At 59.5% G+C, this 26,208-nt stretch carries 24 protein-coding genes and 1 pseudogene; 12 read left to right on the forward strand and 13 right to left on the reverse strand.

The window, feature by feature from the left end:
* The first annotated feature begins 245 nt into the window (after nucleotides 1-245).
* Nucleotides 246-2,255: a DNA helicase Rep gene (gene rep / locus ORL50_RS02000; RefSeq protein ID WP_266009543.1), complete on the forward strand. Its 2,010-nt coding sequence runs from the start codon at nucleotides 246-248 to the stop codon at nucleotides 2,253-2,255.
* Nucleotides 2,256-2,339: 84 nt separating this feature from the next.
* Nucleotides 2,340-2,912, forward strand: a complete 573-nt coding sequence (locus ORL50_RS02005) for a xanthine phosphoribosyltransferase (protein WP_016772573.1) — start codon at nucleotides 2,340-2,342, stop codon at nucleotides 2,910-2,912.
* 121 nt (nucleotides 2,913-3,033) lie between these two features.
* Here ORL50_RS02005 and ORL50_RS02010 read toward each other — a convergent pair whose 3' ends face one another.
* The 6 genes from ORL50_RS02010 to dadA all read right to left on the reverse strand — a co-directional run bounded on the left by ORL50_RS02010 (nucleotide 3,034) and on the right by dadA (nucleotide 9,330).
* Nucleotides 3,034-4,956, reverse strand: a complete 1,923-nt coding sequence (locus ORL50_RS02010) for an acetyl-CoA hydrolase/transferase C-terminal domain-containing protein (RefSeq protein ID WP_266009544.1) — start codon at nucleotides 4,954-4,956, stop codon at nucleotides 3,034-3,036.
* Nucleotides 4,957-5,269: 313 nt separating this feature from the next.
* Nucleotides 5,270-5,683: a c-type cytochrome gene (locus ORL50_RS02015; protein ID WP_122840998.1), complete on the reverse strand. Its 414-nt coding sequence runs from the start codon at nucleotides 5,681-5,683 to the stop codon at nucleotides 5,270-5,272.
* A 182-nt stretch (nucleotides 5,684-5,865) separates the two neighbouring features.
* On the reverse strand, nucleotides 5,866-6,414 hold the full coding sequence (locus ORL50_RS02020) for a cupin domain-containing protein (protein WP_008150195.1): 549 nt from the start codon (nucleotides 6,412-6,414) through the stop codon (nucleotides 5,866-5,868).
* A 125-nt stretch (nucleotides 6,415-6,539) separates the two neighbouring features.
* Entirely contained in the window at nucleotides 6,540-7,613 is a 1,074-nt protein-coding gene (gene alr, locus ORL50_RS02025; RefSeq protein WP_266009545.1) for an alanine racemase, read from the reverse strand.
* Nucleotides 7,614-7,700: 87 nt separating this feature from the next.
* Complete coding sequence (locus ORL50_RS02030; RefSeq protein WP_266009546.1) at nucleotides 7,701-8,054, reverse strand: RidA family protein; 354 nt, start codon at nucleotides 8,052-8,054, stop codon at nucleotides 7,701-7,703.
* A complete protein-coding gene (gene dadA / locus ORL50_RS02035) occupies nucleotides 8,026-9,330 on the reverse strand; it encodes a D-amino acid dehydrogenase (RefSeq protein ID WP_266009547.1) in 1,305 nt (434 codons plus the stop codon). Before dadA ends, ORL50_RS02030 begins: the two co-directional genes overlap by 29 nt.
* A 157-nt stretch (nucleotides 9,331-9,487) precedes the next feature.
* Between dadA and ORL50_RS02040 the strand changes: the two genes are divergently transcribed.
* The gene (locus ORL50_RS02040) at nucleotides 9,488-9,976 is read left to right on the forward strand and encodes an Lrp/AsnC ligand binding domain-containing protein (RefSeq protein ID WP_010465173.1); all 489 of its coding nucleotides are present in this window, start codon (nucleotides 9,488-9,490) and stop codon (nucleotides 9,974-9,976) included.
* A gap of 55 nt (nucleotides 9,977-10,031) precedes the next feature.
* Here the strand turns inward: ORL50_RS02040 and ORL50_RS02045 are convergent, their stop codons facing one another.
* Nucleotides 10,032-10,385, reverse strand: coding sequence for a YkgJ family cysteine cluster protein (locus ORL50_RS02045; RefSeq protein ID WP_266009550.1), 354 nt, complete (start codon nucleotides 10,383-10,385; stop codon nucleotides 10,032-10,034).
* 149 nt (nucleotides 10,386-10,534) lie between these two features.
* On the opposite strand from ORL50_RS02045, the gene ORL50_RS02050 reads away from it, so the two are divergent.
* Complete coding sequence (locus ORL50_RS02050) at nucleotides 10,535-11,848, forward strand: NAD(P)/FAD-dependent oxidoreductase (RefSeq protein WP_266009551.1); 1,314 nt, start codon at nucleotides 10,535-10,537, stop codon at nucleotides 11,846-11,848.
* Nucleotides 11,849-11,990: 142 nt separating this feature from the next.
* On the opposite strand, the gene ORL50_RS02055 is transcribed toward ORL50_RS02050, so the two are convergent.
* Nucleotides 11,991-12,236: a DUF1127 domain-containing protein gene (locus ORL50_RS02055; protein WP_266009552.1), complete on the reverse strand. Its 246-nt coding sequence runs from the start codon at nucleotides 12,234-12,236 to the stop codon at nucleotides 11,991-11,993.
* A gap of 179 nt (nucleotides 12,237-12,415) precedes the next feature.
* Between ORL50_RS02055 and ORL50_RS02060 the strand changes: the two genes are divergently transcribed.
* Both ORL50_RS02060 and ORL50_RS02065 read left to right on the forward strand, forming a co-directional pair.
* Nucleotides 12,416-13,849, forward strand: a complete 1,434-nt coding sequence (locus ORL50_RS02060) for an aminotransferase-like domain-containing protein (RefSeq protein WP_266009553.1) — start codon at nucleotides 12,416-12,418, stop codon at nucleotides 13,847-13,849.
* 60 nt (nucleotides 13,850-13,909) lie between these two features.
* A complete protein-coding gene (locus ORL50_RS02065) occupies nucleotides 13,910-15,478 on the forward strand; it encodes a phospholipase D family protein (protein ID WP_266009554.1) in 1,569 nt (522 codons plus the stop codon).
* 8 nt (nucleotides 15,479-15,486) lie between these two features.
* On the opposite strand, the gene ORL50_RS02070 is transcribed toward ORL50_RS02065, so the two are convergent.
* Complete coding sequence (locus ORL50_RS02070; protein WP_266009555.1) at nucleotides 15,487-16,629, reverse strand: MFS transporter; 1,143 nt, start codon at nucleotides 16,627-16,629, stop codon at nucleotides 15,487-15,489.
* Between the two features lie 185 nt (nucleotides 16,630-16,814).
* Complete coding sequence (locus ORL50_RS02075; protein WP_266009556.1) at nucleotides 16,815-18,308, reverse strand: aldehyde dehydrogenase; 1,494 nt, start codon at nucleotides 18,306-18,308, stop codon at nucleotides 16,815-16,817.
* A 228-nt stretch (nucleotides 18,309-18,536) separates the two neighbouring features.
* Between ORL50_RS02075 and ORL50_RS02080 the strand changes: the two genes are divergently transcribed.
* Both ORL50_RS02080 and ORL50_RS02085 read left to right on the forward strand, forming a co-directional pair.
* Nucleotides 18,537-18,899: a cupin domain-containing protein gene (locus tag ORL50_RS02080; protein ID WP_266009557.1), complete on the forward strand. Its 363-nt coding sequence runs from the start codon at nucleotides 18,537-18,539 to the stop codon at nucleotides 18,897-18,899.
* Nucleotides 18,900-19,086: 187 nt separating this feature from the next.
* The gene (locus ORL50_RS02085; RefSeq protein WP_266009559.1) at nucleotides 19,087-19,299 is read left to right on the forward strand and encodes a hypothetical protein; all 213 of its coding nucleotides are present in this window, start codon (nucleotides 19,087-19,089) and stop codon (nucleotides 19,297-19,299) included.
* Between the two features lie 205 nt (nucleotides 19,300-19,504).
* Here the strand turns inward: ORL50_RS02085 and rpmG are convergent, their stop codons facing one another.
* Nucleotides 19,505-19,660: a 50S ribosomal protein L33 gene (rpmG, locus tag ORL50_RS02090; RefSeq protein WP_007894709.1), complete on the reverse strand. Its 156-nt coding sequence runs from the start codon at nucleotides 19,658-19,660 to the stop codon at nucleotides 19,505-19,507.
* 11 nt (nucleotides 19,661-19,671) lie between these two features.
* On the reverse strand, nucleotides 19,672-19,905 hold the full coding sequence (gene rpmB / locus ORL50_RS02095) for a 50S ribosomal protein L28 (RefSeq protein ID WP_007894701.1): 234 nt from the start codon (nucleotides 19,903-19,905) through the stop codon (nucleotides 19,672-19,674).
* Nucleotides 19,906-20,351: 446 nt separating this feature from the next.
* On the opposite strand from rpmB, the gene ORL50_RS02100 reads away from it, so the two are divergent.
* Complete coding sequence (locus tag ORL50_RS02100) at nucleotides 20,352-21,938, forward strand: ABC transporter substrate-binding protein (protein WP_266009571.1); 1,587 nt, start codon at nucleotides 20,352-20,354, stop codon at nucleotides 21,936-21,938.
* Nucleotides 21,939-22,020: 82 nt separating this feature from the next.
* Here the strand turns inward: ORL50_RS02100 and radC are convergent, their stop codons facing one another.
* Nucleotides 22,021-22,695 carry a RadC family protein gene (radC, locus tag ORL50_RS02105; protein ID WP_266009572.1) on the reverse strand — a complete coding sequence of 225 codons (675 nt, stop codon included), beginning with the start codon at nucleotides 22,693-22,695 and terminating at the stop codon, nucleotides 22,021-22,023.
* 135 nt (nucleotides 22,696-22,830) lie between these two features.
* On the opposite strand from radC, the gene coaBC reads away from it, so the two are divergent.
* From coaBC to ORL50_RS02120, 3 genes and pseudogenes are all read left to right on the forward strand, one after another.
* The gene (coaBC, locus tag ORL50_RS02110; RefSeq protein ID WP_266009574.1) at nucleotides 22,831-24,039 is read left to right on the forward strand and encodes a bifunctional phosphopantothenoylcysteine decarboxylase/phosphopantothenate--cysteine ligase CoaBC; all 1,209 of its coding nucleotides are present in this window, start codon (nucleotides 22,831-22,833) and stop codon (nucleotides 24,037-24,039) included.
* 5 nt (nucleotides 24,040-24,044) lie between these two features.
* Nucleotides 24,045-24,500, forward strand: coding sequence for a dUTP diphosphatase (dut, locus tag ORL50_RS02115; protein WP_266009575.1), 456 nt, complete (start codon nucleotides 24,045-24,047; stop codon nucleotides 24,498-24,500).
* A gap of 326 nt (nucleotides 24,501-24,826) precedes the next feature.
* Nucleotides 24,827-26,203: pseudogene (locus ORL50_RS02120) on the forward strand (phosphomannomutase/phosphoglucomutase); the annotation flags it as partial.
* Nucleotides 26,204-26,208 lie beyond the last annotated feature (5 nt).

Below are 26,208 nucleotides of genomic sequence, written 5' to 3' on the forward strand. Positions count from 1 at the left end.
CAGTGATGTAAGCGACGGGCATTATGCCGCGCCACCAACCAATGACCAAATGACATCAGTTATCAAACGTGGCTTTTGTATCAGGAATTACGAACATTAGACGCAAATACCTCACGTATCCTGCGTGAAAGTAACAAAACCGGCAAATGCAGTTAGCGTGGTGCGTCACAAGTCGGACAGAGCAGCACAAATTGCTGAGCCTGTTAAAATGCCGGCCCATTTCGCAAACGACTCCCTGATTCCGTATGTCCCGACTCAATCCCCGGCAGCAAGAAGCCGTGAGCTACGTCGGCGGCCCTCTTTTGGTGCTCGCCGGTGCTGGCTCCGGCAAGACCAGCGTGATCACGCGCAAGATTGCGCACCTGATCCAGAACTGCGGCATCCGCGCCCAGTACATCGTCGCCATGACCTTTACCAACAAGGCCGCGCGCGAGATGAAGGAACGGGTCGGCACCCTGCTCAAGGGCGGCGAAGGCCGCGGCCTGACGGTGTGCACCTTCCATAACCTGGGCTTGAACATCATCCGCAAGGAACATGTTCGCCTGGGCTACAAGCCGGGCTTCTCGATTTTTGACGAAACCGACGTCAAATCGCTGATGACTGACATCATGCAGAAGGAATACTCGGGCGACGACGGCGTCGACGAGATCAAGAACATGATCGGCTCGTGGAAGAACGACCTGATTCTGCCCGCCGAAGCCCTGGAAAATGCGCGCAATCCGAAGGAGCAGACAGCTGCCATCGTTTACACCCACTATCAGCGCACGCTCAAGGCGTTCAACGCGGTGGATTTCGACGACCTGATCCTGCTGCCGGTGAAGCTGTTCCAGGAACACGCCGACATCCTCGAAAAATGGCAGAACAAGGTTCGTTACCTGCTGGTAGACGAATACCAGGACACCAACGCCAGCCAGTATTTGCTGGTGAAGCTGCTGATCGGCAAACGCAACCAGTTCACCGTGGTCGGCGACGACGACCAGTCGATCTACGCCTGGCGGGGCGCGCGGCCGGAAAACCTGATGTTGCTCAAGGACGACTATCCGTCCCTGAAAGTGGTGATGCTCGAGCAGAACTACCGCTCCACCAGCCGCATCCTGCGCTGCGCCAACGTGCTGATCTCGAACAACCCTCACGAATTCGAAAAACAGCTGTGGAGCGAGATGGGCCACGGCGACGAGATCCGCGTTATCCGCTGCCGCAACGAAGACGCCGAAGCCGAGCGCGTGGCCGTGGAACTGCTGACCCTGCATCTGCGCACCGATCGCCCCTACAGCGATTTTGCGATCCTGTACCGCGGTAATTACCAGGCCAAGCTGATCGAGCTGAAGCTGCAGCACCACCAGATCCCCTATCGCCTGTCCGGCGGCAACAGTTTCTTCGGGCGCCAGGAAGTGAAGGACCTGATGGCCTACTTCCGCCTGATCGTGAACCCGGACGACGACAACGCTTTCCTGCGAGTGATCAACGTGCCGCGCCGGGAGATCGGTTCAACCACCCTGGAAAAACTCGGCAACTACGCCACCGAGCGCAAGATCTCGATGTACGCTGCCACCGACGAAATCGGCCTGGGCGAACACCTGGACACGCGTTTCACCGATCGCCTGTCGCGCTTCAAGCGCTTCATGGACAAGGTTCGCGAGCAGTGCGCCGGCGAAGACCCGATCTCGGCGCTGCGCAGCATGGTCATGGACATCGATTACGAGAACTGGCTGCGCACCAACAGCTCCAGCGACAAGGCGGCCGATTACCGCATGGGCAACGTCTGGTTCCTGATCGAGGCGTTGAAAAACACCCTCGAAAAAGACGAAGAAGGCGAGATGACCGTCGAGGACGCCATCGGCAAGCTGGTGCTGCGCGACATGCTGGAACGTCAGCAGGAAGAGGAGGATGGCGCCGAAGGTGTGCAGATGATGACGTTGCACGCGTCCAAGGGCCTGGAATTTCCTTACGTGTTCATCATGGGCATGGAAGAGGAAATTCTCCCCCACCGCTCCAGCATCGAAGCCGACACCATCGAAGAAGAACGCCGCCTGGCCTACGTCGGAATTACCCGCGCGCGTCAGACCCTGGCCTTCACCTTCGCCGCCAAGCGTAAGCAATACGGCGAGATCATCGACTGTGCGCCGAGCCGCTTCCTTGATGAACTGCCGCCGGACGACCTGGCCTGGGAAGGCAATGACGACACCCCGGTTGAAGTCAAAGCCGTTCGCGGCAATACCGCATTGGCAGATATACGGGCGATGTTAAAGCGCTAGAATTGAGTACTTTTTAACCCAAGCATTTCAACCGAACACTTTTTGACAAGCTAGGCGCCTGCTGCGCCAGTAGAGGAAAGCTTCATGGAAGCACTGCACAAGAAAATCCGCGAAGAAGGCATCGTGCTTTCCGATCAGGTCCTGAAGGTCGACGCCTTCCTGAACCATCAGATCGACCCGGCCCTGATGAAGCTGATCGGCGACGAGTTCGCCGCGCTGTTCAAAGACTCGGGCATCACCAAGATCGTCACCATCGAAGCCTCGGGCATCGCCCCGGCGATCATGACCGGGCTGAACCTCGGCGTGCCGGTGATCTTCGCCCGCAAGCAACAGTCCCTGACCCTGACTGAAAACCTGCTGTCGGCGACCGTTTACTCATTCACCAAGAAGACCGAAAGCACCGTGGCGATCTCCCCGCGCCACCTGACCAGCAGCGACCGCGTGCTGATCATTGATGACTTCCTGGCCAACGGCAAGGCGTCGCAGGCGCTGATCTCGATCATCAAGCAGGCCGGCGCGACCGTGGCCGGTTTGGGCATCGTGATCGAGAAGTCGTTCCAGGGTGGCCGTGCCGAGTTGGACTCGCAGGGTTATCGTGTTGAATCGCTGGCGCGTGTGCAGTCGTTGAAGGATGGCGTTGTAACCTTCATCGAATAACCCGCTGCCCCCCCTGTAGGAGTGAGCCTGCTCGCGATGAGGCCATCACATTCAACATCATTGTTGCCTGTGACACCGCCATCGCGAGCAGGCTCACTCCTACAAGGGTGTGTGTTGTTGGTTAGATCGTGGTGGCTTTCAGGCCGGTGAGCAACAGCCGCTGAAACAGATCCTCCTTCAAACCCTCCGGATGGGTCAGCTGCATCCGTTCCAGATGCACCGGAAACTCCGACGGTTCTGGCGCATCCAGCGCTGCCTTGCCCAACTCGAGAATTTCCGCCAGCTTGAACTTGCTCTTCAACCAGTTCAAAGCCCGCAATAGATCCCGCTCCACCTCAGTGAAATCGCATCCCAACGGATACTCCGGAAACAACTGCGGATGCCGCGCCTGAATGGCCTGCAGCCGTTGCGGACTGTTGTCGGCGAAACGCGGGTCCATGCGGAAATCTTTCGGCAATTTGCCAACTTTTTGCGCCTGTTCGATCAGCTCCGGTTGAAAGCGCGAGTCGCTGATGTTCAGCAGCGCCTCGATCACCGCCGCGTCGGTTTTGCCGCGCAGATCGGCAATGCCGTACTCCGTGACCACGATATCGCGCAGATGCCGCGGGATGGTGCAATGGCCGTATTCCCAAACGATGTTCGAACTGACCTCGCCGCCCGCCTCGCGCCAGCTGCGCAGTATCAACACCGAACGAGCGCCTTGCAGCGCATGGCCCTGGGCGACAAAGTTGTATTGCCCGCCGACTCCGCTGAGTACGCGCCCGTCTTCCAGCTGATCGGCCACCCCGGCACCCAGCAGGGTCATGGTGAACACCGTGTTGATAAAGCGCGCATCCAGGCGCTGCAGGCGCTTTAGCTCCTCCTGGCCGTAGAGCTCATTGATGTAGCTGATGCGGGTCATGTTGAATTCGAGGCGCTTGCTTTGCGGCAATTCACGCAAACGCTCGTAGAAGCTGCGCGGCCCGAGGAAAAATCCACCATGCACCGAGATGCCATCGGTCTGTGCGGCCTCATCCAGCGTACCGGCATTCGCCTGTTGCTGGGTGGGCACATCCGGGTAGACCTTGCGCCGCACGATCCCGGCATCCGCCAGCACCAGCAGACCGTTGACGAACATTTCGCTACAGCCATACAAGCCCCTCGCGAACGGCTCGATGCCGCCTTCGCGGTCGATCAGCTGCGCCCACTGGCTGAGATTGATGTCTGCCAGCAGCGCTTTGTATCCGTCACTGTCGGCCTGGCGCGCGAGCAATGCGGCGGTCAATGCATCGCCCATGGAACCGATGCCGATTTGCAGCGTGCCGCCGTCGCGCACCAGGGTGCTGGCGTGCAGCCCGATGAAATGGTCCTGGAAACCCACCGGCATGTTCGGCGTGGAAAACAGCGTGGAGTCGTCCTTGGCATCGATCAACAGGTCAAAGGTATCGATGCCGATTTCCGCGTCGCCTGGCATGTAGGGCAAATCGTTATGCACCTGCCCCACCACCAGAATCGTCTCCCCCGCTGCCCGGCGCTTTTCGATCATGGGGAACAAGTCGAGGGTGATGTCCGGGTTGCAGCTCAGGCTCAGGCGATCGGGATGCTCGCTATGGCTGGCCACCAGCTGCGCGATCAGGTTCAAGCCGGCCGCATTGATGTCCCGGGCGGCGTGGCTGTAGTTGCTGCTGACGTAATCCTGCTGGGCCGACTCGCTGTGCAGCAGGCTGCCAGGCTGCATGAAGAATTGCTGCACATGGATATTGGCCGGCAGGCTGTCCTTGAGCAGGTCCGCGAGGAAATCCAGCTCCGGGTAGTCACCGAACACCCGCTCGATGAAAGGCTTGAGGAAGCGCCGTTGCAAGCCGTCCCCCAGCACCGGCCGGCCCAGGCACAACGCGGTGTAGACGGTCAGCTGGCGCTCGGGCAGCTGCGCCACGCGCTGATAGAGCGCGTTGACGAAATGGTTGGGTTTGCCCAGACCCAAGGGCAGGCCCATGTGAATGTGTGCCGGCAACCGCGCCAGGACATCATCGACCGCTTGCTCGATAGAACACAGCTGAACCATCTGACCTTCCCTTACATTCCGTGAATTGGGGTTGGACCGAGCTTGCATGCTCTTTGCTGCATTGAACAGTCTGGTAGGGTGGGAAATTATCCAATCAGGAGGAGCAAGCCGGCGGAACCTTGTAGCAGCTGCCGAAGGCTGCGTTCGAGGACGAAGTCCTCGCCTTCAGGACCTTTAGTCATTCAAAGGCACCGCATGCCAAGGTTTTACGACTGCTTCGCGGCCGGACGCAGGCTTCGCCAGCTGCTACGAAGGTATGCACACGCGCACAAAAAAGCCGCCCAAAAGCGGCTTTTTGCTGAAAAATGAACGCTTATTTCAAGCCGGACATTTTCTCGATGGCGCCTTTGAGATCAGCATCCGAGCAATCGGCACAGGTGCCTTTTGGCGGCATTGCGTTGATCCCGGTGATCGCTTTGGCCAGGATGCCGTCGAGGCCGCCCTGGTGATCCGCACGTTCTTTCCAGGCTGCAGTGTCACCAATTTTTGGCGCGCCCAACAGGCCGGAGCCGTGGCAAGCGTTGCAATGTTTCGCAATGATCGAGTCAGGGGTCTTGGCATCACCGCCGCCGGCAGACGCAGCGACTTCCATACCCTTGCACTCTTGACCTGTTACACAGACCTTGCCTACGGGTTCAAGGCGTTTGGCAATATCATCATTCGTCGCAGCTTGAGCGCTGACAGCCCATAGGGCCAGTACGGTTGCTGGTACAGCCAGCATTTTCATAATTAGGTTCACGCGTTCACCCTCAATGGTGGCTAGTCACGCCCACGGCCACGGTTCGCAGGCGGGCGCAAGTATAACGGTAAGCCCGCCACACTGAAACAACCCCAAAGTCGAAGGGGTCTTGTTCCATGACGTTAAAACGGTTCGGGCGCCTCGGCAGTACTGGCAGGACGCCTCTTCTCTTAGAAATTCGCCGGTGTCGCTGCGCTGATTAGTCGCGCTGGCGCATCGAACGGATTACGGAAACGGTGCGGCTTGGTACTTTCAAAGTAGTAGCTATCGCCAGCTTCGAGCACAAATGTTTCAAGCCCCACCACCAGCTCCAGTCGCCCCTCCAGCAAAATCCCGGTCTCTTCCCCTTCATGGGTGAGCATCTCGTCACCGGTGTCGGCGCCTGGGGGGTAGATTTCGTTGAGGAATGCGATGGCGCGGCTCGGGTGCGCCCGGCCGACCAGCTTCATGGTCACGGCACCATCGGAAATATCGATCAGCTCGTTGGCTTTGTAGACGATCTGAGTCGGTTTTTCCTGCAGGATTTCTTCTGAAAAGAACTCGACCATGGACATGGGAATGCCGCCCAACACCTTGCGCAGCGAACTGATCGAGGGGCTCACGCTATTCTTCTCGATCATCGAGATGGTGCTATTGGTGACGCCCGCGCGCTTGGCGAGCTCACGCTGGGAGAGACCCTTGAGCTTACGGATCGATTGCAGTCGTTCACCGACGTCCAAGCTTGCGCCTCCAGAATTCAGGTAGTTGAATATTGAGCGTTATCATGGCGACAGCGTTCAGTATTTACAACACTTGGACCTGAATCCCGTTGGGCGAGGCGACTTCCGGCGCGCTGAGGTGAGCCTTAATCCCCGGAATAGAGCTTTGGCACCCGACGCAGATTGCAAAAGATCTGGTAAGGAATCGTGTCGGCAGCCGCTGCCACTTCGCTGGCGAGGATGTTTTTCCCCCACAACTCGACGGTTGAGCCCAGGCCTGCCTGGGGCACATCAGTCAGATCGATGCACAGCATGTCCATCGAAACCCGACCAATCAACTGGCTGCGCTGGCCAGCGACCATGACTGGCGTACCAGTCGGCGCCTGGCGCGGATAACCGTCGGCATAACCCATGGCCACCACGCCCACGCGCATCGGCCGCGGCGTGACAAAACGGGCTCCGTAGCCAATTGGCTCGCCAGCCGGAAGCTCACGCACGCAAATCACTTTCGATTCGAGGGTCATCACGGGCTGCAGGCGCGAAGCCACGGTGTTGGCTTCTTCGAACGGCGTCGCGCCGTACAGCATGATCCCCGGGCGAACCCAGTCGCTGGGAATTTGCGGCCAACCCATGACTGCCGGCGAATTGCGCAGGCTGATTTCAGCCGACAAACCCTGGCGTGCCGCTTCGAACACCGCGACCTGCTCGGCACTGGACTGATCATGCAGCTCATCGGCACGGGCGAAGTGGCTCATCAGCACAATCTTCGCGACCTTGCCGCTGGCCAGGAGCCGCTGATAGGCAGCCTGGTAATCCGCAGGATGCAGGCCGACCCGATGCATGCCCGAGTCAAGCTTGAGCCATACCGTAATCGGCTTGCTCAACGAAGCCTTTTCGATGGCTTCGAGTTGCCACAACGAATGCACTACGCACCAGAAATCGTGCTCGACGATCAGCGACAGCTCATCGGCTTCAAAAAAGCCTTCAAGCAGCAAGACCGGCGCGCGAATACCTGCAGCCCGCAGCTCCAGAGCCTCCTCGATGCACGCTACGGCAAAACCGTCTGCTTCGGCTTCCAGGGCCTGGGCACAACGTACAGCGCCATGACCATAGGCATCGGCCTTGATCACCGCGAGGGCCTTGGCCCCCGTGACTTCACGGGCCAGTTGATAGTTGTGGCGCAGGGCTTGGAGGTCGATCAGGGCACGGGCAGGACGCATGGCGGCAGACTTCTGGTCGGTCAGTGGAATAAAAACCGGCGCTGCTGGCGGCGTTAACCGCCAGTCGCACCGGGAGAGGGATCTTGCTTAAGGCAGAGCAGCCACTACCGACAGCTCAACCAGAATTTGCGGTTCACACAGCTTGGACTCAACCGTGGCACGGGCTGGGGCAACACCTTTGGGCAGCCACTTGTCCCACACCGAATTCATGCCGGCGAAATCTGCGTCGATGTCTTTCAGGTAAATCGTCACTGACAGCAGGCGGCTCTTGTCGGTCCCGGCCAGATCGAGCAAACGCTCGATATTGGCCAATGTTTCACGGGTCTGCTGTTCAATCCCGGCGCTCATATCGTCGCCGACCTGTCCTGCCAGATACACGGTACCGCTATGGACGACGATCTGACTCATGCGCTCATTGGTGAGCTGGCGCTGGATTGACATGTTTTGCAGACTCCTGAATTTTGTTGCCGTAACGGGAAATATCGAGGCCTTCGGCACTGATCTGCGGCGTCCTCTTGGCCATCAAGTCGGCAAGCAAGCGACCGGAACCGCATGCCATGGTCCAACCCAGCGTGCCGTGACCCGTGTTCAGGAACAGATTGCTGAACGGCGTCGCGCCGACAATCGGCGTTCCGTCCGGGGTAGTTGGACGCAAGCCGGTCCAGAAGCTCGCCTGGGCCAGATCGCCGCCCTGAGGATAGAGGTCGTTGACGATCATCTCCAGGGTTTCACGCCGACGCGGGTTCAGCGACAGGTCAAAACCGGCGATCTCCGCCATGCCACCCACTCGGATGCGGTTGTCGAAACGGGTGATCGCGACCTTGTAGGTCTCGTCGAGGATGGTCGAAGTAGGCGCCATCGCCGGATTGGTAATCGGCACGGTCAGGGAGTAACCCTTGAGCGGATACACCGGGGCCTTGATGCCCAGCGGTTTGAGCAGCTGCGGCGAGTAGCTGCCGAGCGCAAGTACGTAGCGGTCAGCGGTTTCCAGCTTGCCGTCGATCCAAACGCCGTTGACCCGGTCGCCGGCATAGTCGAGCTTCTGGATGTCCTGGCCAAAGCGGAACTCAACGCCCAGCTTCACTGCCATTTCGGCCAGGCGGGTAGTGAAGATCTGGCAGTCGCCGGTCTGGTCATTCGGCAGACGCAGGGCGCCCGCGAGGATGTCGGTAACGCTGGCCAGGGCCGGTTCGACCCGGGCGATGCCGGCACGATCGAGCAGTTCGAACGGCACGCCGGACTCTTTCAAGACGGCGATATCTTTCGCCGCGCCATCCAGTTGCGCCTGGGTGCGGAACAACTGCGTGGTGCCGAGGCTGCGGCCTTCATAGGCGATGCCGGTTTCAGCGCGCAATTCATCGAGGCAGTCACGGCTGTACTCGGACAGGCGGACCATGCGCTCTTTGTTCACCGCATATCGGCTGGCGGTGCAGTTGCGCAGCATCTGCGCCATCCACAGGTACTGGTCGATGTCAGCCGTAGCCTTGATCGCTAGTGGGGCGTGACGCTGCAGCAGCCACTTGATCGCCTTGAGAGGTACACCCGGCGCTGCCCACGGCGAGGCATAACCCGGCGATACCTGGCCGGCGTTGGCGAAACTGGTCTCCATGGCAGCAGCCGGCTGACGATCCACAACCACCACTTCAAACCCGGCTCGAGCCAGATAATAAGCACTGGCGGTACCGATGACGCCGCTACCCAAGACCATAACGCGCATTTTCATATCCCTCATCGCGGCTTGCCGCTGACGTTTGTTGTGTTCGAGCAATGATGTGCGCAGTGTAAAAAAGATTAGGCAGTGCTTTTCACTATATAAGTGCCTATATTTGGCGACAATTCTCGGCAAAAACCCTTTTCACGGAGGCGCATCCCCTATGCGTACCAACACTCAGACCAAACGTGAGCTGGACAAGATAGACCGCAACATCCTGCGGATCCTGCAAGCGGACGGGCGCATCTCGTTCACCGAGCTTGGGGAAAAGGTCGGGCTCTCGACTACGCCCTGCACCGAGCGGGTCCGGCGGCTGGAGCGCGAAGGGATCATCATGGGCTACAACGCCCGCCTGAATCCGCAGCACTTGAAGGGCAGCCTGCTGGTGTTCGTCGAGATCAGCCTCGACTACAAATCCGGAGATACTTTCGAGGAATTCCGCCGTGCGGTGCTCAAGCTGCCTCACGTGTTGGAGTGTCACCTGGTGTCAGGCGATTTCGACTACCTGGTGAAGGCGCGGATTTCCGAGATGGCTTCGTACCGCAAATTGCTGGGGGATATCCTGCTCAAGCTGCCGCATGTGCGCGAGTCAAAGAGCTATATCGTGATGGAAGAGGTGAAGGAGAGTCTGTGCCTGCCGATTCCGGACTGAGGGATTTACGGCGGCGGTTCGAGCCTGCTCGCGATGGCACCAACCCGGTCCAGGCCTATACCAACACCTGCCGGGTCGACGCCATGTACTCATGGATCTGCTTCTCCACCTGCGGATGAATCAGCTCCACTGGCCCTCGACCATTGGGGCATGGCAACGTTTTGGTGGTACCGAACAGCCGGCAGATCAGCGGTCGCTCGTCATACACGGTGCAGCCATTCGGGCCGAGATGCACACAGTTGAGCTCATCCATCGCCGCATCCTGCTCGGCGCGGGTTTTGCGCGGCAGGCGCGACATTTCTTCCGGCGAGGTGGTCACCGGCCCACAGCAGTCATGGCAGCCCGGTACGCACTCGAATGAGGGTATCTGCTGGCGCAGCGCGCGAATTTTCTGACTGTTGCAGCTCATCGACACAGTGACCAAAGCAGCGGAATAGAGCGCAATTGTGCAGCAAAAGCGCCAATCCAGACACCACCAGCCGACCAGTGTTGCCCGGCCCCGAAGCTGCGGCCTATGCTCAGTCAAATTTTCCAGACACCTGAATCAGGAACATGCTCATGAATGCCCGTGCTCAGCAACCCATCGCGAGCCACCAGCACCCGCGCTCTTATTACGCCGCCAGCAGCCTGCCACAACCTGATCATCCAGTGCTGCAGGGTGAGGTGCTGGCTGACGTCTGCGTGGTTGGCGGAGGTTTCTCGGGGCTGAACACGGCACTGGAACTGGCCGAGCGTGGCTTCAACGTGGTACTGCTGGAAGCCCATAAAATTGGCTGGGGCGCCAGCGGCCGCAACGGCGGGCAGCTGATTCGCGGAGTCGGCCATGGGCTCGACCAGTTCGCCAACGTGATCGGCGCCGACGGTGTGCGCCAGATGAAGCTCATGGGCCTGGAGGCAGTGGAAATCGTCCGCCAGCGGATCGAACGTTTCCAGATAGCGTGCGACCTGACCTGGGGGTATTGCGACCTCGCCAACAAACCCGGCGATCTGCAAGGTTTCGCCGAAGATGCCGCCGAATTGCGCACTCTCGGTTACCGCTACGAAACCCGGCTGCTGCGGGCCAATGAAATGCATGAGGTGGTCGGGTCCGAGCGGTATGTCGGCGGCCTCATCGACATGGGTTCCGGACACCTGCATCCGCTTAATCTGGCGCTTGGCGAAGCCAGTGCCGCTCAACAACTGGGCGCCAGGTTGTTTGAACAGTCGGCGGTGACCCGCATCGATTATGGCCCGGAGGTCAAAGTTCATACCGCCCACGGCTCGGTCCGCGCCAAGACTCTGGTGCTGGGGTGCAACGCCTACCTCAATGACCTCAACCCGGAGCTCAGTGGCAAAGTGCTGCCGGCGGGCAGCTATATCATTGCCACCGAGCCCCTGAGCGAAGACCAGGCCCATGCACTGCTGCCGCAGAACATGGCGGTATGTGATCAACGGGTAGCGCTGGATTACTACCGGCTTTCAGCGGACCGGCGCCTGCTGTTTGGCGGGGCCTGCCATTACTCGGGGCGAGACCCGAGCGACATCGCGGCATACATGCGGCCGAAAATGCTCGAGGTGTTCCCGCAACTGGCCAACGTGAGGATCGATTATCAATGGGGCGGGATGATCGGCATCGGCGCCAACCGCCTGCCGCAGATCGGCCGGCTCAAGGATCAGCCGAATGTCTACTATGCCCAGGCCTATTCGGGACATGGAGTGAATGCGACCCACCTGGCGGGCAAGTTGCTGGCCGAGGCTATCAACGGGCAGCAAGGCGGTGGTTTCGACCTGTTTGCCAAGGTGCCGCACATTACTTTCCCGGGTGGTAAGCATCTGCGTTCGCCGTTGTTGGCGCTGGGGATGTTGTGGCATCGGCTTAAAGAGTTGGTCTGAAACCCGCGTAGCAGCTGACGAGCCCCGCGAGGCAGCGTTCGGTGGCGAAGCCGCCGCAAAAGTGCAACCGCGACCTTCTGGTGGATCGCGGCCCTAGCCGAACGTAGCCTTCGGCAGCTGCTACAAGGGATTGCGCTATCACTCACATCCGCCAAAACGGTTTAAGCCCCTCCTCCAGCGCCTGCTCCCGACTCAGCCCGATGTCCCGTAGCTGCTCAGGCGTGAGTTCCAGCAACGCCTTGCGCGTATGCACTCGACGCCAGAACAGGGCCCAGCGACCCAGGCCGGACGGCGAGTTGCGCACTTGCGCCTCGCGGGTGCCGTTTTCGTGCCCTTTCGCCAGTTCCTGACTGTGTAACGTCAGCCGCACATCGCTCAAACCGTTCATCGTGGTAACTCCTGTTTACTTGGGTAGCCAGAGGTTTCATGATGCGCGGACGAGCAAAACCGTGACAGATTCACTCTTACGGTATTAAAACCCTACAGATCCGTCATTCCTAGCTCTGAATCGTCAAATCTCAGCTGATCTGTACTGGTCGATCAAATAACTCAGACCGAGACTGCGCCATGACCCTCTACGTCAACCTTGCCGAATTGCTCGGCACACGTATTGAACAGGGCTTCTATCGCCCCGGTGATCGGCTGCCGTCGGTGCGGGCGCTGAGTGTCGAACACGGGGTCAGCCTGAGCACGGTTCAGCAGGCTTATCGGGTGCTGGAAGACAGCGGCCTGGCAATGCCCAAGCCCAAGTCCGGCTACTTTGTGCCCGCCAGCCGCGAGCTGCCGGATTTGCCTGCGGTAGGCCGTCCGGCACAACGACCGGTGGACATCTCGCAGTGGGACCAGGTACTGGAACTGATTCGCGCTGTGCCGCGCAAGGACGTGGTGCAGCTGGGTCGAGGCATGCCCGACATCACCACCCCCACCATGAAACCGCTGCTGCGCAACCTCGCCCGGATCAGCCGGCGCCAGGACATGCCCGGCCTGTATTACGACAACATCCATGGCACGCTCGAATTGCGCGAACAGATTGCGCGCCTGATGCTCGACTCCGGCTGCCAGTTGAGCGCCAGCGACCTGGTGGTAACCACCGGCTGTCATGAAGCCTTGTCCACCAGCATCCGGGCCATTTGCGAGCCCGGGGACATCGTGGCGGTAGATTCGCCGAGTTTTCACGGTGCCATGCAAACCCTCAAGGGCCTCGGAATGAAGGCCCTGGAAATCCCGACCGATCCGATCACCGGCATCAGTCTGGATGCCCTGGAACTCGCGTTGGAACAATGGCCAATCAAGGTCATACAGTTGACCCCCAACTGCAACAACCCGCTGGGCTATATCATGCCGGAGTCGCGCAAACGCGCATTGTTGACGCTCGCCCAACGTTTCGACGTGGCGATCGTCGAGGACGACGTGTATGGCGAGCTTTCCTACACCTACCCGCGACCGCGCACGATCAAATCCTTTGACGAAGACGGCCGCGTCCTGCTGTGCAGTTCCTTCTCCAAAACCCTCGCGCCCGGCTTGCGCATCGGCTGGGTGGCGCCCGGGCGCTATCTGGAACGGGTGCTGCACATGAAATACATCAGCACCGGCTCTACCGCACCGCAACCACAGATCGCCATCGCGGAGTTCCTCAAGTCCGGGCATTTCGAGCCGCATTTGCGTCGAATGCGCAGCCAATACCAACGCAACCGCGACCTGATGATTGACTGGGTCTCCCGCTATTTTCCCGCAGGCACGCGCGCCAGTCGGCCCCAAGGCAGCTTCATGCTGTGGGTCGAACTACCGGATGGATTCGATACCCTCAAACTGAATCGTGCCTTGCACGATCAGGGCGTACAGATTGCCGTGGGCAGTATTTTTTCCGCCTCCGGCAAGTACCGCAATTGCCTGCGGATGAACTACGCTGCCAAACCAACGCCATTGATCGAAGAAGCGGTGCGCAAGGTGGGCGCCGCAGCTATCAAACTCCTGGCGGAAACTGATCACATTCACGACTGACCTTTCTGCGCAAACCAGCGTCCATATATCGACCCCAGCCGCCAATCGGAACGATCCTACGTGAGAGTCAGACACCCGCTGCTCGCTCTTCTGCTTCTCGCCTCGCTCCTTGGTGGCTGCGCCAGCCTTGATGTGACACGCGAACCCAGCCAGGCCCTGCCCGCCAGCGATTCGGCGTTCGGCCGGTCGATTCAGGCCCAGGCGGCGCCCCATGAAGGCAAATCCGGATTTCGCCTGCTGTCCAACAGCAGTGAAGCGTTCATGGCGCGCGCCGAGCTGATCCGCAATGCCCAGAGCAGCCTCGACCTGCAGTACTACATCGTGCACGACGGTATCAGCACTCGAATGCTGGTCGAAGAGTTGCTCAAGGCGGCCGACCGTGGCGTGAGGGTCCGAATCCTCCTTGACGACACCACCAGTGACGGCCTGGACTGGATCATCGCGACCCTGGCGGCGCACGAACACATTCAGATCCGCCTGTTCAACCCGCTGCACCTGGGCCGCTCCACGGGTGTCACGCGCAACATGGGCCGCCTGTTCAACCTGTCGCAACAGCATCGACGCATGCACAACAAGCTGTGGCTGGCGGACAACAGTGTGGCAATCGTCGGCGGACGCAACCTGGGCGATGAATATTTCGACGCCGAGCCCAATCTGAATTTCACCGACATCGACATGCTCAGCGTCGGCCCGGTCGCCGAACAGTTGGGACATAGCTTCGATCAGTACTGGAACAGTGCGCTGAGCAAGCCGATCGACCAGTTTCTGTCGAGCAGGCCCACGCAAAAAGACCTGCAGGACACCCGGACCCAGCTGGAACAATCCCTGGAAGAAACCCGCAAGCAGAATCACGCGCTCTACCAGCAACTGATGACCTACAATACCAACCCGCGCCTGGACATCTGGCGCCGGGAGCTGATTTGGGCCTGGAACCAGGCGCTGTGGGATGCGCCGAGCAAGGTGCTGGCGAAGGGCGAGCCCGATCCGCAGCTGCTGCTGACCACTCAGCTGGCTCCTGAATTGGATAGGGTGAGCAAGGAACTGATCCTGATCTCGGCCTACTTCGTGCCGGGCCAGCCCGGCCTGGTGTACCTCACCGGCCGCGCCGATGCCGGTGTTTCGGTGACGTTGCTGACCAACTCACTGGAAGCCACCGATGTGCCGGCGGTGCACGGCGGCTACGCGCCTTATCGCAAGGCCCTGCTGGAACACGGCGTGAAGTTGTTCGAGCTGCGCCGTCAACCCGGCGATGGCGGCGGCAGCGGACCGAATATTTTCTCCAGCAAGTCGTACCGCGGCTCCGACTCGAGCCTGCACAGCAAGGCGATCATTTTCGATCAGCAGAAATCGTTCATCGGCTCATTCAACTTCGACCCGCGCTCGGTCCTGTGGAATACCGAAGTCGGGGTGCTGGTCGACAGCCCGGAACTCGCGGCACATGTACGCAAATCAGCACTGGAGGGCATGGCGCTGCCGTTGAGCTACCAGGTGAAACTGCAGGACGGGCAGATCGTCTGGGTCACTGAGGACGACGGCAAGATGCACGTCCTGACCAAAGAACCGGGCAGCTGGTGGCGCCGGTTCAATGCCTGGTTCAGTACAGCAGTGGGTCTGGAGCGGATGTTGTAACCACAACCCTACGCGGCCTGGGTGGTGCCGAACGCCCCCTGCCGCGACAACAGGATTACCAACCCCAACGCCCCCGCCGCCATCAACAGCGGCAATGCATGGCCGCTGATCCACTGACTGCCCGCTCCGGCAACCAGCGGCCCTACCAAACAGCCGATCCCCCACAACTGTGCAATGTGCGCATTGGCGCGCACCAGGGCGTCGTCCCGGTACCGTTCACCGATGAGGATCAGCGACAAGGTGAACAGGCCGCCCGCGCTCGCGCCAAACAGCACCCACAACGGCCAGATCAGCAGCGTGTCGATCAGCAATGGAATCGCCAGGCTCGAGACCAGCAAAATTACCGCACAACCGGTAAACAGAGTGCGCCTGGACAGGCGATCAGCCAGTGCACCAATCGGCAATTGCAGCAAAGCATCGCCCACCACCACCGTACTGACCATCGCCAAGGCGATTTCCGTGGTGAAGCCTTGGCGCAGGCAATAGACCGGCAGCAACGTCAGGATCATTGCTTCGAACGCAGCGAACAACGACACCGCCCAGGCGATCGCCGGCAAACCACGGCAAAAACCCAGCAAATCCCGGAAGGTCACGCTGCAGGCTTCACTGCTGGGCGCCCCGCTACGGCCGAGCAACAGCAACGGCGCGCTCGTCAGCAGGGCGACGCCGACCCAAAATCCGTAATCATGGTCGGTGCCCACTACCCCCAGCAGCAACGGGCCGGCCAGCTGGCTCAGGGCATAGGTGCTGCCGTAAAGCGCCACCAACCGTCCCCGCCATTGCTCGATTACCAGCTGATTGATCCAGCTTTCACCGAGGATAAACACCAGGGTCAGGATCACCCCGATCATCAGCCGCAACGCCAGCCACACCGGATAGCTCGGCAACAACGCCAGCAAGCCGATGGACAACGCCCCCGCCCACAGGCAAATGCGCATCAGATTCGCCGTGCCTAGACGCGCCGCCAGGTGACTGGAAATCTTCGCCCCCAGCAACACCCCGATGGCTGGCATCGCAGCCATCACGCCAATTGCAAATGAGCCGTAGCCCCAGCCTTCCAGGCGAAACGACACCAGCGGCATGCTGACACCCAAGGCCAGGCCGACACTCAAGACAGACGCCAACACGGCGAAATACGTCGCCCAACGCATGTTCCACGCTCCTGTGGATATTATTTTCACAACCACACAAAACACTGTGGGAGCGGGCTTGCTCGCGAAGAGGCCAGTACATTCAACGTCGATGTTGACTGTTACACCGCCTTCGCGAGCAAGCCCGCTCCCACAGGGGATCTTCGTCGTTTTGAGAGCCTGGTTTACCCAGGCTCTTTAACGGCTTACAACTTGATCCAGGTCGCCTTCAGCTCGGTGTACTTGTCGAACGCATGCAGCGACTTGTCGCGACCATTGCCCGATTGTTTGAAGCCGCCGAATGGCGCAGTCATGTCGCCGCCGTCGTATTGGTTGACCCAGACGCTACCGGCGCGCAGCGCCTTGGCGGTCAGGTGCGCCTTGGAGATATCCGCAGTCCATACGGCTGCAGCCAGGCCGTACGGCGTATCGTTGGCAATCTGCACGGCTTCCTCGGCGTTGTCGAAGGTGATGACCGACAGTACCGGACCAAAGATCTCTTCCTGAGCGATTTTCATCGCATTGCTCACACCGTCGAAAATCGTCGGCTCGACGTAGGTGCCACCGGTTTCCTGAAGAATCCGCTTGCCACCGGCCACCAGCTTGGCGCCGTCAGCGTGACCGGATTCGATGTAGGACAGCACGGTATTCATCTGCTGGGTATCCACCAGCGCACCAACGTTGGTTGCAGGGTCCAGCGGGTTGCCCGGCTTCCAGGTCTTCAGCGCTTCGATCACCAGGGGCAGGAACTTGTCCTTGATCGAACGCTCGACCAATAGGCGCGAACCGGCAGTGCAGACTTCGCCCTGGTTGAAGGCGATGGCACCGGCCGCCGATTCGGCAGCTGCCTGCAGGTCCGGAGCATCGGCGAATACGATGTTCGGGCTCTTGCCACCGGCTTCCAGCCAAACGCGCTTCATGTTCGACTCGCCGGAGTAGATCAGCAGTTGCTTGGCGATCTTGGTAGAACCAGTGAACACCAGGGTGTCGACATCGTTGTGCAGGGCCAGCGCCTTGCCAACGGTATGGCCATAGCCCGGAAGAACGTTCAATACGCCTTTCGGAATACCCGCTTCAACGGCCAGCGCGGCGATGCGGATGGCAGTCAGTGGCGACTTTTCGGACGGCTTGAGAATTACCGAGTTACCGGTGGACAAGGCCGGGCCGAGTTTCCAGCACGCCATCATCAGGGGGAAGTTCCATGGCACGATGGCACCGACAACACCTACCGGCTCGCGAGTTACCAGACCCAATTGATCGTGCGGGGTGGCAGCGACTTCGTCGTAGATCTTGTCGATGGCTTCACCGCTCCAGCTCAGGGCTTGCGCCGCGCCTGGAACATCGATGTACAAGGAGTCACTGATCGGCTTGCCCATGTCTAGGGTTTCAAGCAGGGCCAGCTCTTCGGCGTGCTGTTTGAGCAGGCCGGCAAAACGGATCATGGTGGCTTTGCGCTTGGTCGGCGCCAGGCGCGACCACACGCCAGAGTTGAACGTGGCGCGAGCGTTTTCAACAGCGCGCTGGGCATCGGCGGCGTCACAGCTGGCAATCTTGCCCAGCAGGCGGCCATCAACCGGGCTGATGCACTCGAAGGTCTCGGCAGAGACAGCATCGGTGTATTCGCCATTGATGTAGGCACGGCCTTCGATCTTCAGATCGCGAGCCCGTTGTTCCCAATCGGCACGAGTCAGGGTGGTCATACGAGTGTCCTCCTCTTGTTGAATACGAGCGCCCTGCGTTCTTCGCGGACGTTTTCAGGAATTCCGCCTGGCCATCCCGCATGTTCGGCCCGAGGCAACCGCCACCCTAAACCAGCGGCAGGTGAAGTTTCAATATATTTGACATAAGGCCGGCAAACGGCCTTACGATGTTCATTTTAATAAACATAGACTTCGGGCTTTCCAAAGCAATCACTGGGGATTACAACAATGAACATCCAGGACATCGCCGATTTCAGCCAGGCCGACATCCAGCCCGATCGCTATCGGCCGGACGACGCCAAAATCCTCAAGGGCGATCCCGAGCAAGCGGTGTACAACCACTACAACAGCCCTTGCGGCCAGCTGAGCGCAGGTGTTTGGGAAGGTGCAATCGGCCAATGGCGGGTGAATTTCACCGAGCATGAATACTGCGAAATCGTTCAAGGTGTTTCAGTTCTGCGCGACGATGACGGCAATAGCAAAACCGTGCGTACGGGTGACCGTTTTGTCATTCCGGCGGGCTTCAAGGGCACCTGGGAGGTTCTGGAGGCGTGCCGCAAGATCTACGTGGCATTCGAACAGAAGGCGTGAAGCCATACGATTCGAGCAAAAGCCCATCCTGGTGATGGGCTTTTTTACGCCCGGTAAAAAGTCCAAATACAACGACACATTCCATCGAGTGCTAATTGCGCGAGGTTGTTCCAGGATCTGGCGACGTCACCCACAGGGGGTGACGAGAGCAGATTCGCTCCAGACATCTAGCGCAAGGAAGCAGCACATGAGCACCGATTTGAACCAACACCTGGCCACTGCCAACCAGTACATCGGCAAACAGTACTGCGAGGAACTACGTGCAGAGCTGGCCAACAAAACCGGCCTGGCAGTGCGCCCGCGCGGCGACGGCTACATCATGACCAAGGATTACAATCCAGCGCGAATCAACCTGCTGGTAGAAAACGAAATCATCACCCATGTGACCATGGGCAATTGATTTGCGGGCGTTATGCGCCGCCCGACCTTGCGGGATAAGGTGGCGAGACGCCTGTAGCGATACAACGCCCGGTGCCTTGCATCGGGCGTTTTTGCATGGTGACCCCACGTTACGGCAGTTGAGCCAATTACCCGCCACCGTCACGGCAACAAAAAAGGCCCGTATCTCGCGATAGGGGCCTTTTTCGTAAGAGAGAGAAAATCAATTACTTGATTTTGCCTTCTTTGTAGATCACGTGCTTGCGAACAACCGGATCAAATTTCTTGATCTCGATTTTGTCCGGAGTAGTACGCTTGTTCTTGTCGGTAGTGTAGAAGTGACCAGTACCGGCGCTCGAAATCAAACGAATCAATTCACGCATGATTAGCTCCCTTAGATCTTGCCAGCTTTGCGAATTTCGGCCAGCACGACAGTGATGCCACGCTTGTCGATGATACGCATGCCTTTGGCAGATACGCGCAGACGCACGAAACGTTTCTCTTCTTCAACCCAGAAGCGGTGATGCTGCAGGTTCGGCAGGAAACGACGACGGGTTTTGTTGTTTGCGTGGGAAATGTTATTCCCAGTCACCGGACCCTTACCGGTAACTTGACATACTCTCGACATGCCTCAGCCCTCTAAAACCACATGCCCAACCCGGCATGGGTTGGCCGCTTAATCTCTCAGTCATTTGGCGCCAGGCGCCGCGTTTCTTTAGAGGTCTTACCGGCTACACCTACAGTGAAGGAACCGGGCCCCTAGAAAAGAGCGCTGCTTTATACCAGAAAGACCGCAGAGCAACAACATTCCGTGCGCACAGACTCAATAAAAACCCTGTTTTTTTGGCTTTGAGCGCCTTGGATAAAGGCTGAAGCCCATATTGACCGCTCGTCGCAGAGAATCATCCACGAGGCCTGTTCAGGGTTTTGCTCGATTGCCGCACACGGAAATCAGTCGCACATAGTCCCCCGAAAATGAAAATGGGGATAGTCATTTGCAAAGGAGCCATCTAGGGTAAGCCTTTTCCAGACTGCACTTGCAGATGGGCCTTCGATCTGTAAAGGAATCCGACCATGCGCCTCGCTGCCCTACCGCTGTTGCTCGCCCCACTCCTGCTGAGCCCGCAAGCCATGGCTGCGGCCCTGAGCGTCTGCACCGAGGCCAGCCCTGAAGGGTTCGACGTGGTGCAATACAATTCGCTGACCACCACTAACGCATCAGCCGACGTGCTGATGAATCGCCTGGTGGACTTCGATACGGCCAGCGGCAAAGTGGTCGCCGGCCTTGCCGACAGTTGGGAAGTCTCTGCGGACGGCCTGACCTATGTCTTTAAATTGCATCCGCAGGTGAAATTTCACCGCACCGACTATTTCTCTCCAACCCGCGAGCTGACTGCGGAAGATGTGAAGTTCAGTTTCGATCGCATGCTGGACCCGGCAAACCCTTGGCACAAAGTGGCGCAGAGCGGCTTCCCGCACGCGCAATCGATGCAACTGCCGGCGCTGATCAAGAAAATCGATGCACTGGACCCGCTGACCGTGCGCTTCACGCTGGACCACCCGGACTCGACCTTCCTGCCGACCTTGAGCATGGGCTTTGCCTCGATCTATTCCGCCGAGTATGCGGACAAACTGATGAAAGCCGGCACCCCCGAGAAGCTCAACAGCCAGCCCATCGGCAGCGGCCCGTTCATCTTCACGCGTTTCCAGAAAGACGCCTCGATTCGCTACAAGGCCAACCCGGACTATTTCCGCGGCAAGCCTGCGGTTGATCCGCTGATATTCGCCATCACCCCGGACGCCAACGTGCGCCTGCAGAAGTTGCGTCGCAACGAGTGCCAGATTGCCCTGTCGCCCAAGCCTCTGGACGTACAGGCAGCGCTGAAAGAACCGACACTCAAAGTGGAAAAGACTGACGCGTTCATGACGGCCTTCGTCGCCATCAACAGCCAGCATCCACCGCTGGACAAGCCCGAAGTGCGCCAGGCAATCAACCTCGCCTTCGACAAGGCCAACTACGTCAAGGCAGTCTTTGAAGACACTGCAGAGCCTGCCTCAGGGCCGTATCCGCCCAACACCTGGAGCTACGCCAAAAGCTTGCCAGGCTACGCCCACGACATTGCCAAGGCTAAGGCATTGATGGCCAAGGCCGGGCTCAAAGACGGCTTCCAGACCACCATCTGGACCCGCCCTTCCGGCAGCCTGCTGAATCCCAACCCCAGTCTCGGCGCACAAATGCTGCAGTCGGACCTGGCTGAAATTGGCATCCAGGCCGAAATTCGCGTTATCGAATGGGGCGAGGTGATCCGGCGCGCGAAGGCTGGCGAGCACGATCTGCTGTTCATGGGCTGGGCAGGCGACAATGGCGATCCGGACAACTTTCTGACTCCGCAATTTTCCTGCGCGGCGGTCAAGTCAGGCACCAACTTCGCCCGTTACTGTAATCAGGACCTCGACAAGCTGATCAGCGCTGGCAAGACCACCTCCGAACAAGGTGTGCGCACCAAGCTTTATGAGCAGGCCCAGGCGCAGATCCAGCAGCAGGCTTTGTGGTTGCCGCTGGCGCACCCGACGGCGTTTGCCTTGCTGCGCAAGGACGTCGAGGGGTATTCCGTGAGCCCGTTTGGTCGTCAGGATTATTCGAAGGTAAGCGTCAAGTAGCAAGCGTCAAGCTGCAAGCTTGAGCAGTCCCCATACCGCTCCAGCTTGCAGCTAGCCGCTTGAGGCTTGCTGCTGCCCTTTTTTACATCCACCCATACTCAGCCATCGACAACGGATCCCCATCGCCCACGATGAAATGATCGAGTATGCGCACGTCAATCAGTTGCAGAGCCTCCTGCAGCCGCTTGGTCAGCAAGCGGTCCGCCTGGCTGGGGGTGGCATTGCCCGAGGGATGGTTGTGACACAGAATCAGCGCAGCGGCGTTGTGCGCCAGCGCGCGCTTGACTACCTCCCGGGGATGGACGCTGGTGCTGTCGATAGAGCCGCGAAACAAGGCTTCGAAGGTCAGCACTTGGTGCCGCGAATCGAGGAAAAGGCAGCCGAATACCTCCTGTTGCTCGTGGCGCAGCATTGATTTCAGATAATCGCGAACCGCCTGGGGGTTTTCCAGCGCCGACCGCACGCGCAGGCGCTCAGCCAGATGACGACGGTTCATTTCCTGCACAGCCTGCAACTGCGCAAATTTTGCCGGCCCCAGCCCCAGTTCCCCACTGAAAGTCGGCTGATCGGCCTCGAGCAACGCCCGCAGGCTGCCGAATTTGCTCAACAGGTGGCGCGCCAGGTCTACCGCGCTTTTTCCGGCTGCACCGGTTCGTAGAAAGATCGCCAGCAGCTCTGCATCCGAAAGGCTCGCCGAGCCCAGTTCAAGCAGCTTTTCCCGTGGTCGCTCGGCCACTGGCCAATCGCGAATACTCATAGCACCTCCCTGTCTGTGGGCGCCGCTGTTCCATAGCGGTCGCTGTGATATCTTAGCCCATCTTTTTTGCAGGCGAATTCATCCCTGGGGAGGGGGTTTCGCCATGCAGTCACCAACGAATTGAAAGGCTGACCTATGCAGCGGCTGTATCGGAAACGCATTGTTCTGGGCGTCGGCGGCGGCATCGCTGCCTACAAGAGCGCCGAGCTGGTTCGCCGACTGATCGACCAGGGCGCCGAAGTGCGCGTGGTCATGACCCGTGGTGGCAGTGAGTTCATCACACCGCTGACCATGCAGGCCTTGTCCGGTCATCCGGTGCACCTGGACCTGCTGGACCCTGCAGCCGAAGCGGCTATGGGCCATATCGAGCTGGCCAAATGGGCCGACCTGGTGCTGATCGCCCCCGCCACAGCGGATCTGATCGCGCGCCTGGCCCAGGGCATCGCCGATGACCTGCTGACCACGCTGGTGCTGGCCACCGACGCCGTGGTGGCCGTTGCCCCGGCCATGAACCAGGCCATGTGGCGCGACCCAGCGACCCAAAGCAACCTGCAGCTCCTCGAAAGCCGCGACCTGAAAGTCTTCGGTCCGGCCTCCGGCAGCCAGGCTTGCGGCGACGTCGGCATGGGGCGGATGCTCGAAGCCAACGACTTGGTACTGTGCGCGGCAGACTGCTTCCAGCGTCAGGCATTGACCGGCAAGCACGTGCTGATCACCGCTGGCCCGACCCAGGAAAATATCGATCCGGTGCGCTACATCACCAACCACAGCTCGGGCAAAATGGGCTTCGCTCTGGCTGAAGCCGCCGTCGAAGCAGGTGCCCGAGTGACCCTGATCACCGGCCCGGTGCACCTGCCTACCCCCGATCGCGTCACCCGGATCGACGTAGTCAGCGCCCGCGACATGCTGGCCGCCTGTGAAGCGGCGATCCCCTGCGACCTGTTCATCGCTTCTGCAGCAGTTGCCGACTACCGGCCCGAGGTAGTCGCACCACAAAAACTCAAGAAAGATCCTACGAGCGGCGACGGCTTGTTGCTACAGATGGTCCGCAATCCAGACATTCTGGCCTCCATCGCCACCCGTCCCGATCGGCCTTTCAGTGTCGGTTTCGCCGCCGAGACCGAACACCTGCTCGATTATGCTGCGCGCAAGCTGAAGGACAAGAACCTCGATTTGATCGTCGCCAACGACGTTGCCAACCCGAGCATCGGCTTCAACAGCGAGGAAAACGCCTGCAGCGTGATCGATCGCGAGCTCCACGCCACACTTTTCGCCCAGACCAGCAAGAGCAAGATTGCTCGCCAGCTGATCACTTTTATCGCCGAACGTCTGAACCAGGTTTAATTTACATGCACGCTTTGCAAGCCAAGATCCTCGACCCCCGCATCGGTACCGAATTCCCGCTGCCGCAGTACGCCACGCCAGGCTCCGCCGGCCTCGACCTGCGCGCCATGCTGGAACAGGACACCGTGATCAAGCCAGGCGAAACCCTGCTGATCCCTACCGGCCTGTCGATCTACATCGGCGATGCGGGCCTCGCGGCGCTGATCTTGCCGCGCTCCGGCCTGGGCCATAAGCACGGCATCGTGCTCGGCAACCTGGTGGGCTTGATCGACTCCGATTACCAGGGCCCACTGATGGTTTCCTGCTGGAACCGCGGCCAGACCGATTTCAACATGGTGGTAGGCGAACGCCTGGCCCAGTTGGTACTAGTTCCGGTGGTCCAGGCGCACTTCGAAATGGTCGAAGAATTCGTGGAAACCGAACGCGGCGCTGGCGGATTCGGGCATACCGGTACCCGTTGATCGAAATACGTCACACCCCCGCAGGAGCTGCCGAAGGCTGCGATCTCTTGATCTCAACCACCAAAATCAGAAGATCGCAGCCTGCGGCAGCTCCTACGGTACGGCGGTCTGACGCCAATATCGGCGCAAATGATCGCTCAGAAAAACCAAGGCAATGGACGGCCAAAAGCTCACTGAAACCGCTGGCATGGCCTTTTCGCACCACGAACTCTCTGTGGAAAACGCCGTCATACCCTTCAGTTTGAACCGGCCGACGAGTTTTTCGCGGCCAGTCCAGCCACTTTCGAGATGGAGCATTCCTACAGATGAGCACCCCAGCCCAAGTCGCACCGACATTCCCCGACAGCATTTTCCGCGCCTACGACATTCGCGGCACTGTCCCGGAATTCCTCAACGCTGAGACCGCTTATTGGCTCGGTCGCGCCATCGGTGCGCAAAGCCTGGCGCAAAACGAGCCCAACGTTTCGGTCGGCCGCGACGGGCGCCTGTCCGGCCCGGAGCTGGTCGAACAATTGATCAAGGGTTTGGCCGACAGCGGCTGCCACGTCAGCGACGTAGGTCTGGTTCCAACTCCAGCGCTGTATTACGCCGCCAACGTATTGGCCGGCAAATCCGGGGTCATGCTCACCGGTAGCCACAACCCGTCGAACTACAACGGCTTCAAGATCGTCATCGCCGGAGACACCCTGGCTAACGAACAGATCCAGGCCCTGCATGACCGCCTCAAGACCAACAACCTGAGCAGCGGCAAAGGCAGCATCACCCAGGTCGAGATCCTCGACCGCTACAACACCGAAATCGTCCAGGACATCAAGCTGGCGCGTCGCCTGAAAGTTGTCGTCGACTGCGGTAACGGCGCCGCTGGCGTGATTGCCCCGCAACTGATCGAAGCACTGAACTGCGAAGTCATCCCGCTGTTCTGCGAAGTAGACGGCAATTTCCCCAACCATCACCCGGATCCGGGCAAGCCTGAAAACCTTGTCGACCTGATCGCCAAGGTCAAGGAAACCAACGCTGACCTGGGCCTGGCTTTCGACGGCGACGGTGACCGCGTTGGCGTTGTGACCAACACCGGCAGCATCGTCTATCCAGACCGTCTGCTGATGCTGTTTGCCCGTGACGTGCTGGAGCGCAACCCGGACGCCGAGATCATTTTCGACGTCAAATGCACCCGCCGCCTGACTCCGCTGATCAAGGAATACGGCGGTCGACCGCTAATGTGGAAGACTGGTCATTCGTTGATCAAAAAGAAAATGAAACAAACCGGCGCGCTGTTGGCCGGCGAAATGAGCGGGCACATCTTCTTCAAGGAGCGCTGGTTCGGTTTTGACGACGGCATTTACAGCGCCGCGCGCTTGCTGGAGATCCTCAGCAAGGAAAAATCCACCGCGGAAGAGCTGTTTGCGACCTTCCCGAACGATATTTCTACTCCAGAAATCAATATCCATGTGACCGAAGAGAGCAAATTCAGCATCATTGATGCATTGCACGACGCGCAGTGGGGCGAAGGCGCCGACCTGACCACCATCGACGGCGTGCGAGTCGACTACGCCAAAGGCTGGGGCCTGGTGCGCGCATCCAACACCACGCCGGTGCTGGTGCTGCGTTTCGAGGCCGATGACGAGGCTGAACTGCAGCGCATCAAGGACGTATTCAAAGTCCAGCTGAAGCGTGTTGCGCCTGATCTCCAACTACCGTTTTGATTTAT

This window comes from Pseudomonas sp. RIT-562, assembly GCF_026241895.1.
Taxonomy (GTDB): Bacteria; Pseudomonadota; Gammaproteobacteria; order Pseudomonadales; family Pseudomonadaceae; genus Aquipseudomonas; species Aquipseudomonas mandelii_F.

Coding starts and splice junctions, on each gene's coding strand:
- ORL50_RS02045 (WP_266009550.1), bottom strand. CDS start 10,385: ATGAGCTGCAACAGTCAGAAAATTCGCGCGCTGCGCCAGCAGATACCC.
- ORL50_RS02005 (WP_016772573.1), top strand. CDS start 2,340: ATGGAAGCACTGCACAAGAAAATCCGCGAAGAAGGCATCGTGCTTTCC.
- ORL50_RS02080 (WP_266009557.1), top strand. CDS start 18,537: ATGAACATCCAGGACATCGCCGATTTCAGCCAGGCCGACATCCAGCCC.
- rpmB (WP_007894701.1), bottom strand. CDS start 19,905: ATGTCGAGAGTATGTCAAGTTACCGGTAAGGGTCCGGTGACTGGGAAT.
- ORL50_RS02100 (WP_266009571.1), top strand. CDS start 20,352: ATGCGCCTCGCTGCCCTACCGCTGTTGCTCGCCCCACTCCTGCTGAGC.
- ORL50_RS02010 (WP_266009544.1), bottom strand. CDS start 4,956: ATGGTTCAGCTGTGTTCTATCGAGCAAGCGGTCGATGATGTCCTGGCG.
- ORL50_RS02015 (WP_122840998.1), bottom strand. CDS start 5,683: ATGAAAATGCTGGCTGTACCAGCAACCGTACTGGCCCTATGGGCTGTC.
- ORL50_RS02085 (WP_266009559.1), top strand. CDS start 19,087: ATGAGCACCGATTTGAACCAACACCTGGCCACTGCCAACCAGTACATC.
- ORL50_RS02030 (WP_266009546.1), bottom strand. CDS start 8,054: ATGTCAATCCAGCGCCAGCTCACCAATGAGCGCATGAGTCAGATCGTC.
- rpmG (WP_007894709.1), bottom strand. CDS start 19,660: ATGCGTGAATTGATTCGTTTGATTTCGAGCGCCGGTACTGGTCACTTC.
- alr (WP_266009545.1), bottom strand. CDS start 7,613: ATGCGTCCTGCCCGTGCCCTGATCGACCTCCAAGCCCTGCGCCACAAC.
- coaBC (WP_266009574.1), top strand. CDS start 22,831: ATGCAGCGGCTGTATCGGAAACGCATTGTTCTGGGCGTCGGCGGCGGC.
- ORL50_RS02055 (WP_266009552.1), bottom strand. CDS start 12,236: ATGAACGGTTTGAGCGATGTGCGGCTGACGTTACACAGTCAGGAACTG.
- ORL50_RS02040 (WP_010465173.1), top strand. CDS start 9,488: ATGCGTACCAACACTCAGACCAAACGTGAGCTGGACAAGATAGACCGC.
- dadA (WP_266009547.1), bottom strand. CDS start 9,330: ATGCGCGTTATGGTCTTGGGTAGCGGCGTCATCGGTACCGCCAGTGCT.
- ORL50_RS02050 (WP_266009551.1), top strand. CDS start 10,535: ATGAATGCCCGTGCTCAGCAACCCATCGCGAGCCACCAGCACCCGCGC.
- ORL50_RS02075 (WP_266009556.1), bottom strand. CDS start 18,308: ATGACCACCCTGACTCGTGCCGATTGGGAACAACGGGCTCGCGATCTG.
- radC (WP_266009572.1), bottom strand. CDS start 22,695: ATGAGTATTCGCGATTGGCCAGTGGCCGAGCGACCACGGGAAAAGCTG.
- ORL50_RS02060 (WP_266009553.1), top strand. CDS start 12,416: ATGACCCTCTACGTCAACCTTGCCGAATTGCTCGGCACACGTATTGAA.
- rep (WP_266009543.1), top strand. CDS start 246: ATGTCCCGACTCAATCCCCGGCAGCAAGAAGCCGTGAGCTACGTCGGC.
- dut (WP_266009575.1), top strand. CDS start 24,045: ATGCACGCTTTGCAAGCCAAGATCCTCGACCCCCGCATCGGTACCGAA.
- ORL50_RS02070 (WP_266009555.1), bottom strand. CDS start 16,629: ATGCGTTGGGCGACGTATTTCGCCGTGTTGGCGTCTGTCTTGAGTGTC.